The organism is Asticcacaulis sp. (assembly GCF_020217185.1).
Lineage (GTDB): Bacteria > Pseudomonadota > Alphaproteobacteria > Caulobacterales > Caulobacteraceae > Asticcacaulis.
In genome coordinates this window covers 1-10,000 of the sequence record NZ_JAIWNX010000102.1, presented here as the reverse complement: position 1 = coordinate 10,000, position 10,000 = coordinate 1, and the positions used below count along the sequence as shown (strand labels likewise).

Here is a 10,000-nt window from a genome sequence, read left to right as displayed (position 1 = left end):
CTATATCGCCGCCCTGACCAAGGCCGGGCTGACGCCGGAAGACAAGCTGATCGGTCAGGGCTATTTCACCTATCGCTCGGGCTTCGATGCCGCCGAAAGCCTGCTGATGCGCGATGAGCGCCCGACGGCGCTGTTTGCCTCCAACGACGATATGGCCGCCGGTGCCGTGGCTTCGGCCCACCGGCTGGGCCTTGATGTGCCGAAGGACGTGACCATTGTGGGCTTTGACGATACGTCTATGGCCTCGTCCGTGTGGCCGGAACTGACCACCGTGCGTCAGCCGATTTCGGACATGGCGTCGCTGGGGCTGAAGATGCTGCTGGAGCAGATTCGCACGCGCCGTTCGGGTCAGCCCTATGCGCCCGTGCATGAAATCCGCGACTTCGCGATCATTGAGCGGCAGTCCTCTTCGGCACCGGGCGAAGACGCGACGGACTGAGGGCCGAAAAATGTAACCCGAAGGGTGTCGCCTCTTGACAAGTGGGCACTTCTGCTGGAAATGGTAGCGGTATCATAACGGCTCAACCGCGTAGCCACGGTTGCGCGCGAGGCCGTGTGGAAAAAATACATAAAAGTCCGGTGGTTAGCGGCCGGACGCTACAGGTTGAGCAGAGTCCCTTCTTTCCGGCTGTCCGGACGATTCGTAAAGCAAAGGTGCGTCACCATGACCGATTCCCTCCCCGCCGCCATGCTTCCGGTAGATTGGCGTGAGGCCACGCTGGTTGGCCGCATCCTTCTGCCCGAAGGCCCGACCCCGGTTCTGGTCAAGGGGGGCGAGGTGTTCGACATGAGCGCGGTGGCCCCGACCGTGGCGCAGCTTCTGGCGAACTGGCCGGAAAAGGGCGTCCCCGCGGGTGGCAAGAGCCTTGGCAAGCTGGAAGACTTTGCCTTTCAGAAGGCGTGGGAAGGGAAATCGACCCTGCTGTCGCCCATCGACCTTCAGGTGGTCAAGGCGGCGGGCGTCACCTTTGCCGTGTCGGCGGTCGAGCGCGTTATCGAAGAACGCGCGCGCGGCGATTATAACAAGGCGCAGGCCATCCGCGATGATCTGGCGGCGCGCGTCGGCGGTGATATCCGCTCGGTCGTGCCGGGCACCGAAGCGGCGGCCAAGCTGAAAGAGGCGCTGATCGCGGACGGCCTGTGGTCGCAATATCTTGAAGTCGCCATCGGCCCGGATGCTGAAGTCTTCACCAAGTCGCCGGTCCTGTCGTCGGTCGGCTGGGGCGAAGAGGTCGGCGTGCGGTCCGACTCGACGTGGAACAATCCCGAACCCGAAGTGGTGATGGTCGTCGATCCGAAGGGCCGTGCGCTGGGGGCGACGCTCGGTAACGACGTCAACCTGCGCTGCTTCGAAGGCCGCTCGGCCCTGCTGCTGGGTAAGGCCAAGGACAATAACGCTTCGTGCGCGTTGGGGCCGTTCATCCGCCTGTTCGACGAAGGCTTCACGATTGAGGATGTGCGCTCCGCCGTGCTCGATCTGCGCATCGACGGTCCGGAAGGCTATGTGCTGGAAGGCCGCTCCTCGATGGATCAGATCAGCCGTGATCCGCTGGAACTGATCCGTCAGGCGCTGAGCGAGCACCACTATCCCGACGGTTTCGTCCTGATGCTGGGCACGCTGTTTGCGCCGACGCAGGACCGCGACACGCCGGGCCGTGGCTTCACGCACAAGGTCGGAGACATCGTCACCGTCACTTCGCCCAAGCTCGGTACGCTGGAAAACCGCGTCACCACCTCAAAAGACGCGCGCGCCTGGACCTTTGGTATCGTCGCCCTGATGCAGAACCTCGTCGCGCGGGGTCTGCTTAAGGTCGAAACGGCCAAGGCCGACGCGGCCTAGATGTAATTAAACGTGCATCCTTTATAAGAAACGCAGAAACCGTTTCCGGGTGCCCCTTGGTGTTTGTTTGTAGAAAGTTCTGAAGACATGTCGTCTGCCATCTATCCGAGCCTGAAAGGGCGTAAGGTTCTCATCACCGGCGGGGGGTCGGGTATCGGCGGAGGGCTGGTCAAGGCCTTCGTCAATCAAGGGGCGAAGGTGCATTTCATCGACCTCGTCGATGAAGTCTCCGCCACCATCGACACCGGGGTTCTGGGTGTCGCGCCGGTCTATCATCCGTGCGATCTGACCGATACGCCGGCGCTGGAAAAGGTGCTGGCCACCATTCAGGCCGACGGTCCGGTGACCATCCTGCTCAACAATGCGGCGCGCGACGACCGTCATTCTCTGGCGGAAATCACGTCGGAATTTTTCGACAAGAATATCGGCGTGAACCTCAAGCATATGCTGATGGTTACCCGCGCCATCGCGCCGGGCATGAAGGCGGCGGGCGGCGGGGCCATCATCAATTTCGGCTCGATCTCCTGGCACCTCGGTCTGCCCGACCTGACGCTCTATGAAACGGCCAAGGCCGGTATCGAAGGCATGACGCGCGCTTTGGCCCGTGAGCTGGGCCGCGACAATATCCGCGTCACCACCATCATCCCCGGCAATGTCAAAACGCCGCGCCAGATGAAGTGGTATACGCCCGAAGGCGAGCGTCAGATCGTTGAGGCGCAATGCCTCGATGGCCGTATCGAGCCGCAGCACGTGGCGTCTCTGGCCCTGTTCCTCGCCTCTGACGATGCGGCCCTGTGCACCGGCCACGGCTACTGGATCGACGCTGGCTGGCGATAAGCCTGACCGAGGCGGTTTCGGTGGTTTGACTTGTTTATGCCTCCCTGCCCCTTGGGGCGGGGAGGGGGACCGTTTGATCTAGAGCGAAATGACTTTAGGTGGAAACGCCATTTCGCTCTAAATTTTGTTGTGTCGCGATGTTTTTGCGGAAAACCGCTCACACTTTTCCGCACATCGCTCTAGCAAACGGCGGTGGGGAAGGGGGTGTTGCCTCACTCTCCGTCGGAGGAAGCCCATGACCCAACTGTTCCAACCGACCTGTGTTCTCGACCTCAAGGCCACGCTGGGCGAGGGGCCCGTATGGTCGGCGCGCGATCACGCCCTGTGGTTCGTCGATATCAAGCAAAAGCGCGTCCACCGCTACGATCCCGACATCGGTTCGCATCAGTCCTTCCTCGCCCCGTCCGAGCCGGGTTTCCTCGCCCCTAAATCACGCGGCGGCTTTGTCGTCGGTTGCAAGACGGGCCTTTACGATTTCGACCCCAAAACCGGCACATTCACCCTGCTGAGCCATGTCGAGCCGGGCCTGCCGACCAACCGGCTCAATGACGGCTTTGTCGATGCCAGGGGCCGCCTGTGGTTCGGCTCGATGGACGATGACGAAGAAAAACCCACCGGTCGCCTCTACCGCTACGATGGGCGGGGTCTGAAGGTTATGGACGACGACTACGTCATCACCAATGGCCCGGCGGTCAGCCCGGATGGCAAGACCCTCTATCACAACGACACGCTGAAAAAGCACATCTACGCCTTCGATCTCGACGACCACGGCGACATCCATAACAAGCGCCTGTTCGCGCAACTGGACGCCTCCGGCACAACCGGCGCGCACGGCGAAGGCTATATGGACGGCCCGATCGTCGATAGCCAGGGCCAGGTTTGGGTCGGGCTGTTCTTCGGCTGGGGCGTGCATGTCTATGCGCCGGATGGGGCTCTGATCCGTAAGGTCGATCTGCCGGTGTCGAACGTCACCAAGATCGCCTTTGGCGGCCGCGACCTGAAAACCGTCTATGCGACGACGGCGGCCAAGGGCTTAAGCGCCGATGATCTCAAATCGCAACCGCTGGCGGGTGGTCTGTTCAGCTTCCGCAGCGACGTAGCGGGTCAGCCGCAAAACGAAATACATTTTCTCTGAGGGCAATCCATGAGCCGTAAACCCGCGACCCCCAATGGCCGTTTCCGTTCACAGGAATGGTTCGAAGCCCCCGGCCATATCGACATGGCGGCGCTCTATCTGGAGCGCTTCATGAACTACGGCATCACGCCGCAGGAATTGCGCTCGGGGCGGCCCATTATCGGCATCGCGCAATCGGGGTCGGACCTCAGCCCGTGCAACCGCATCCATCTCGATCTGGCCCAGCGCGTGCGCGAAGGCATCCGCGATGCGGGCGGCATCTGCATGGAATTCCCTTGCCACCCCATCTTTGAAAACTGCCGCCGTCCGACCGCCGCCGTCGATCGCAACCTCAGCTTCATGACGCTGGTCGAAATCCTGCACGGCTATCCGCTCGATGCGGTGGTGCTGACGACCGGCTGCGACAAGACCACGCCGGCGGGCATTATGGCGGCCACGGCCGTTGATATTCCGGCCATTGTGCTGTCAGGCGGGCCGATGCTGGATGGCTGGCATGACGGCGATCTGGTCGGTTCCGGCACGGTCATCTGGCGCTCACGCCGCAAGCTGGCCGCCGGTGAAATCACCGAAGACGAATTCCTCGAAGCCGCCTGTGCCTCGGCCCCGTCGGCGGGGCACTGCAACACCATGGGCACAGCCTCGACCATGAATGCGGTGGCCGAAACCCTGGGCCTGTCGCTGCCCGGCTGCTCGGCCATTCCGGCCCCCTATCGGGAGCGCGGGCAGATGGCCTATGAGACGGGCCGCCGCATCGTCGAAATGGCCTATGAGGACCTTAAACCCTCGAAAATCCTGACCAAGGCCTCCTTCCTCAACGCCATCGCGGCGGTGGCGGCGCTGGGCGGTTCGACCAATGCCCAGCCGCACATTGTGGCCATGGCGCGCCACGCCGGGGTCGAGCTGACGCCGGAAGACTGGATGGCGGCCTATGACATCCCGCTGATCCTCAACATGCAGCCGGCGGGCAAGTATCTGGGTGAGCGCTTCCACCGCGCGGGCGGCGTCCCGGCTATCCATGTCGAGCTGTTGAAGGCCGGGATGCTGGACGGCACGGCGGCGACGATTACCGGCAAGACGATTGCCGAAAACGTCGAAGGCCGTGAAACCCGCGACCGCGAAATGATCCGCACCGTGGCCGAACCGCTGATGGAGCGGGCGGGCTTCCTGGTGCTCAAGGGCAATCTGTTCGACTTCGCCATCATGAAGACGAGCGTGATTTCGCCCGAATTCCGTCAACGCTATCTGTCTGAACCGGGCCGAGAAGGCGTGTTCGAAGGCCGCGCCATCGTCTTTGATGGCTCGACCGACTATCACGAGCGCATCAATGACCCGGCGCTGAATATCGACGAGCATTGCATTCTGGTCATCCGCGGTTCCGGCCCGGTCGGCTGGCCGGGGTCCGCCGAAGTGGTCAATATGCAGCCGCCCGACGCGTTGCTGAAAAAAGGCATCACCTCGCTGCCGACCATCGGCGACGGGCGTCAGTCGGGGACGGCGGATTCGCCTTCCATCCTCAACGCCTCGCCCGAAAGCGCGGTGGGTGGCGGGCTGGCCTGGCTGCGCACCGGCGATACCATTCGCATCGACATCAATACCGGCGCTTGCGACATGCTGGTCTCTGCCGAAGAGATCGAAAAGCGCAAGGCCGACGGTATCCCGGCCTATCCGGAGTCCATGACCCTGTGGCAGGAAATCTATCGTCAGACCGTGGGGCAACTGCACACGGGCGCGGTGATGGAACCGGCGCTGAAATATACGAAGATCGCCGACAAGATGCCGCGGCATAATCACTGATCATGATGTTTTGATAAAAACATCATGATCAGGATTTCTGCTTGCCCCTCGCCGGGCGGTGGCTTGCGCCACCTTGGCCGCCGCCTCAATGGCGGCTTGAGCGGAATGATTCTAAGAGAAATCATTCCGCTATAACCGCAACCTCCTCACTGTTGCTGCGCAACAGGGAGGAGGGATATTGCGCAGCATTTTTGCGGTAAAACCCAGCCCCCGGATGGTAGCGCTATCAGCTTTTTGCTTGCCAGACTGAAAATTTAAGGCACATTAACCACGCCCGCGGCGCGGTGCGCCAAGACCGTGTCTCACTTTTTGAGAGAGCGGCCTTTACGAGTCGCTGCGCGCGGTTCAGTTTCATTGCGCCTATCCGCCACACCCGACCACCAACGATACACAGGGACCAGAGAGCGGAAGGCGTCACACGTCTGCAATCCTTCGATTGCACTCAGGGAAGGGAAAATTGAATGTCCTCATCACTTGGAAAAGTGAATATGGGGCTGGTCATGGGGCTCGCCATCGGCGCGGCTCTGGGCGGGCTCCTGTTCGGCTACGACACCGCCGTGATTTCCGGCGCGGAAGAAGCCATCGTCCATAACTTCGTCACGCCGCGCACCGACCTCACCGAGGTGGCGCGCAACTCTCTGGCCGGTACGGCCATCGGCATCGCGCTTCTGGGCTGCGTGCTGGGCTCGCTGATCGCCGGGCCGCTGTCCACCTCGCTTGGCCGTCGCGCCGGTATGCTGATTGCCGCGTTTCTGTTCTTCGCCTCGTCGATCCTGTCGGGCTATCCGGAACTGGGTCTGGCTCCGATCGGGGGTCTAGGCGTTGAGGGCCTGACGCCGTTCATGATCTACCGCTTTATCGGTGGGGTCGCCATCGGCATGGCGTCGTTGATTTCGCCGCTGTACATCGCGGAAATCGCCCCGGCGAAGCAGCGTGGCCTGCTGATCACCTTTCAGCAAATCGCCATCGTCGGCGGTATGCTGCTGGTCTATTTCGTCAATCTGAAGATCGCCGAATCCGGCACGGACGAGTGGGTGCTTTCGACCGGCTGGCGCTACATGCTGGCCTCGGCTGGTATCCCGGCGGCCCTGTTCTTCCTGGCGGCCTTCCTGATGCCCGACACGCCGCGCTGGTACGTGATGAAGCAGAAGGAAGACAAGGCGCGCAAGCTGCTCAGCGAGTTGAACGACCCGCAGGAAGCGCAGGCGACCATGGACGAAATCCGCGGCTCGCTCAGCGAACATTCGGGCAAGCTGTTCTCGTTCGGCGTCGGTGTTGTCGTGGTGGGTGTACTGCTGTCGGTTTTTCAGCAGTTCGTCGGGATCAACGCCGTGCTCTATTACGCGCCGTTGATGTTCAAGAATATCGGGTCGGGAACCGATCAGGCCCTGTTCCAGACCGTGCTGGTCGGTGCGGCCAATGTGGTGTTCACGCTGGTGGCGACCTTCACCGTCGATCACTGGGGCCGCAAGCCGCTGCTGATCCTCGGCGCTCTGGTCATGGCCGTGTCGATGGCCGCGCTCGGCATCCTGTTCCAGCAAAAGCAGGAAGGTACGCTGCTGCTGTACGCGGCCATGCTGTACATCGCCGGTTTCGCCCTGTCGTGGGGCCCGGTCGTGTGGGTGCTGCTGGCCGAAATGTTCCCCAACTCCATCAAGGGCAAGGCCATGGCCATCGCCGTCGCCGCCCAATGGATTTCAAACTACATCGTCACCTGGTCATTCAAGGTTATTGATGGCGACAGCGCGCTGAACGCCACCTTCAACCACGGCCTCAACTACTACATCTATGCGGCCTTTTCGGTGCTGGCGGCGGTCTTCGTGTGGAAGTTCGTGCCGGAAACCAAGGGCCGGACCCTTGAGGCGATTGAAAGCCTGTGGAAGAAGTCGTAAACTCTCAAGCGACACAGTAAAGGACGGCGGAGCTGCGATCAGGCTCCGCCGTTTGCGTCTCAAAAACAAAAATATGGAAATGCCACATGATCGCTCTTTCGACGCTGACCCTGACGGCACGTGACACCACGCTGGCCCTGCATCCGGACCTGGGCGGCTCCATCGGCGCTTTGAGCCACAAGGGCCGCGACTATATGCGCCCGACACCCGAAGACCCGCGCGATGTGCTGGAGACGGCGTCGTTTCCGCTGGTGCCCTTCTGTAACCGCATCCGTAACGGCAGCTTCTCCATCGGTACGCAAAAGGTGAAGATGGCCCCCAATCTGGGTGACCATCCGCATACCCTGCACGGTCAGGGCTGGCGCGCGCGCTGGAGCGTGACGGAGCAATCGCCGTCGCGGGCCGTTCTGACCTATCGTCATCAGCCGGATGAGTGGCCGTGGGCCTATGAGGCGCGGCAGGTGTTCGAACTGCGTCCGGCGGGGTTGCGCGTCTGGCTGAGCGTCAAGAACCTCAGCTCAACCGCCATGCCGGCGGGACTGGGCTTTCACCCCTATTTCAACCGCACCTCTCAGACGCGGCTCAAGGCGCCCGTCGATGGGGTGTGGATCGCCGATATGGACTGCCTGCCGACCGAATGGTACGCGGGCGTGTGGCGCAAGGACTGGACGAAGGGGGATTTCGTCAGCGACACGGGCCTGATCGACCATTGCCATACGGGCTTTGCCGGGCGCGCCGACATCTATGAGGACGCGACACCGGTCCTGACCTTGCGCGCCTCACCGGATTGTCACTGGCTGCACGTCTATGTGCCGCCGGGGCAGGACTTTTTCTGCGCCGAGCCGGTCAACCATATGCCGGACCCCTTCCACCACGCCAATTCCGGCCTGCGCTGCCTCAAGCCCGGCGAAGTGGCGCTAATCTGGATGGATATAAGCCTGCACGGGTAGACCTATTTCGTGCGGGCTTTCAACGGATACGAAATGATCAGGGTCAGCGGCTCATCGCCCACCTGTTTGATGCCGACCTGCGCCCCTTCATAGAGGTAGGCGGTCATGCCCTCGGTGAGGGTGCGGGTCACGCCGTCCGATTCCACAATTCCGGTCCCGGAAACGACGTAATAGACTTCGTCGTGGTCGATGGGATGGATACCGATGGCCGCGCCCTTGTGCAGGCTGCGCTTGCGGAACTCCATACTGCGTTGCGGGGCCTTGTCGCTGATGCGCCAGGCGGTTGACATGCCGATCCGGCCGTGCGGTGGGGCCTCTTCGACCACCGTATCCTTTTCGTCGATAATGACCATGGGCGGGGCTCCGAGGGCGAACGAGGGCAGGGCGATCAGCGCAGTCGCTAAGATAAGGCGCATGGGGTTCCTCCTTTACGTTTCTCTTCGGAGAAGAGAAACGCATCGCCCCAAAATGTCAAATGAGGGCTAAGAACCGCGTCCGGAGCGCAATCCGACAAAGTGGACACCACTTTTCGGAAAAATTGCGCGACCACTAAAATTTAGAGCCATACGGCGGCTCAAGTGAGCCAACGAATGCTAGCGCCCGCATTTGTCCGTCCATGCAATCCACACGTCTATGGCAAGCCATAGACGTGTGAGGGGGATTACATCACCCAGCCGCCGTCGATGATGTGGGCGCGGCCGGTGGTGAATTTGGACTCATCCGAGCCCAGATAGACGGCCAGTGCCGCCAGTTCCTCCGGCTTGCCGAAGCGACCCATGGCCTGACGCGCGGTGAAGTCCTTATAGGCCTGCTCAAAATCACCCGTGTCGTGCAGGCGTTGCAGCAGAGACGGCGTCTCCACCGTGCCGGGACATATGGCGTTGCAGCGGATGCCCTGCGCCACGAAATCCGCCGCCACCGACTTGGTCAGGCCGATCACCGCCGCCTTGGTGGCGCAGTAGGCGAAGCGGTTGGGGATGCCTTTGACCGACGAGGCGATCGACGACATGTTGATGATCGAGCCACCGCCGCGTGCGATCATGTTGGGCAGGACGGCGCGGATCAGGCGGTACTGCGCCGTGACGTTCAGGCTGTTGGAAAAGGCCCAGTCCTGTTCGTCGCAATCGAGAATAGTCCCGGCGTGCACGAAGCCGGCGCAGTTATAGAGGATGTCGATATTCGGGAACTCAGTGGCGATGGCCTTGACGGCTTCGGCGTCGGTGACGTCGAGCTTGCGCGCGATGACATTCTCCAGCGCCGCCAGTTCGCTGAGGCTGGCCTCGTTGATGTCGGCGGCGATGACGGTGGCCCCTTCGCGCACATAGGCTTCGACGGTGGCGCGGCCAATGCCTTGCCCGGCAGCGGTGATCAGGGCGGTTTTTCCGGAAAGTCGTGACATGGTGCGGTCTCTTGAAATCATTCCCCTCCCCACCACAGGTGGGGAGGTATAATTAGGTTACGCCCGGCGCAGCGGCAGGCAGGCCGGGCCCAGCGGGTCGAAGGCCTTATAGGTCAGGATGAACTCCTGATGGCCCAGGGCTTCGGATTTTGT

Annotated in this window: 9 protein-coding genes; 7 read left to right on the top strand and 2 right to left on the bottom strand. The window is 61.8% G+C overall.

Translation table 11 applies throughout. From position 1 onward, the window contains the following. The 7 genes from LDL37_RS05105 to LDL37_RS05075 form a co-directional block, all read left to right on the top strand. The coding region (locus LDL37_RS05105) for a substrate-binding domain-containing protein (protein ID WP_290795227.1) at positions 1-439 on the top strand (439 nt) is incomplete at its 5' end. A gap of 225 nt (positions 440-664) precedes the next feature. Then, entirely contained in the window at positions 665-1,840 is a 1,176-nt protein-coding gene (locus tag LDL37_RS05100; RefSeq protein ID WP_290795225.1) for a fumarylacetoacetate hydrolase family protein, read from the top strand. An 87-nt stretch (positions 1,841-1,927) separates the two neighbouring features. Then, on the top strand, positions 1,928-2,677 hold the full coding sequence (locus LDL37_RS05095) for an SDR family oxidoreductase (RefSeq protein ID WP_290795223.1): 750 nt from the start codon (positions 1,928-1,930) through the stop codon (positions 2,675-2,677). 235 nt (positions 2,678-2,912) lie between these two features. Continuing rightward, positions 2,913-3,812, top strand: coding sequence for an SMP-30/gluconolactonase/LRE family protein (locus LDL37_RS05090; RefSeq protein ID WP_290795221.1), 900 nt, complete (start codon positions 2,913-2,915; stop codon positions 3,810-3,812). Positions 3,813-3,821: 9 nt separating this feature from the next. Then, positions 3,822-5,606, top strand: coding sequence for an IlvD/Edd family dehydratase (locus LDL37_RS05085; protein WP_290795219.1), 1,785 nt, complete (start codon positions 3,822-3,824; stop codon positions 5,604-5,606). A gap of 461 nt (positions 5,607-6,067) precedes the next feature. Continuing rightward, positions 6,068-7,498, top strand: coding sequence for a D-xylose transporter XylE (gene xylE / locus LDL37_RS05080; protein WP_290795216.1), 1,431 nt, complete (start codon positions 6,068-6,070; stop codon positions 7,496-7,498). An 86-nt stretch (positions 7,499-7,584) separates the two neighbouring features. Continuing rightward, positions 7,585-8,448 (top strand): aldose 1-epimerase, encoded by an 864-nt coding sequence (locus LDL37_RS05075; RefSeq protein WP_290795214.1) that lies wholly within the window; start codon positions 7,585-7,587, stop codon positions 8,446-8,448. 2 nt (positions 8,449-8,450) lie between these two features. On the opposite strand, the gene LDL37_RS05070 is transcribed toward LDL37_RS05075, so the two are convergent. Both LDL37_RS05070 and LDL37_RS05065 read right to left on the bottom strand, forming a co-directional pair. Then, positions 8,451-8,864: a cupin domain-containing protein gene (locus LDL37_RS05070; RefSeq protein ID WP_290795212.1), complete on the bottom strand. Its 414-nt coding sequence runs from the start codon at positions 8,862-8,864 to the stop codon at positions 8,451-8,453. A gap of 245 nt (positions 8,865-9,109) precedes the next feature. Further along, entirely contained in the window at positions 9,110-9,847 is a 738-nt protein-coding gene (locus LDL37_RS05065; protein ID WP_290795210.1) for an SDR family oxidoreductase, read from the bottom strand. Positions 9,848-10,000 lie beyond the last annotated feature (153 nt).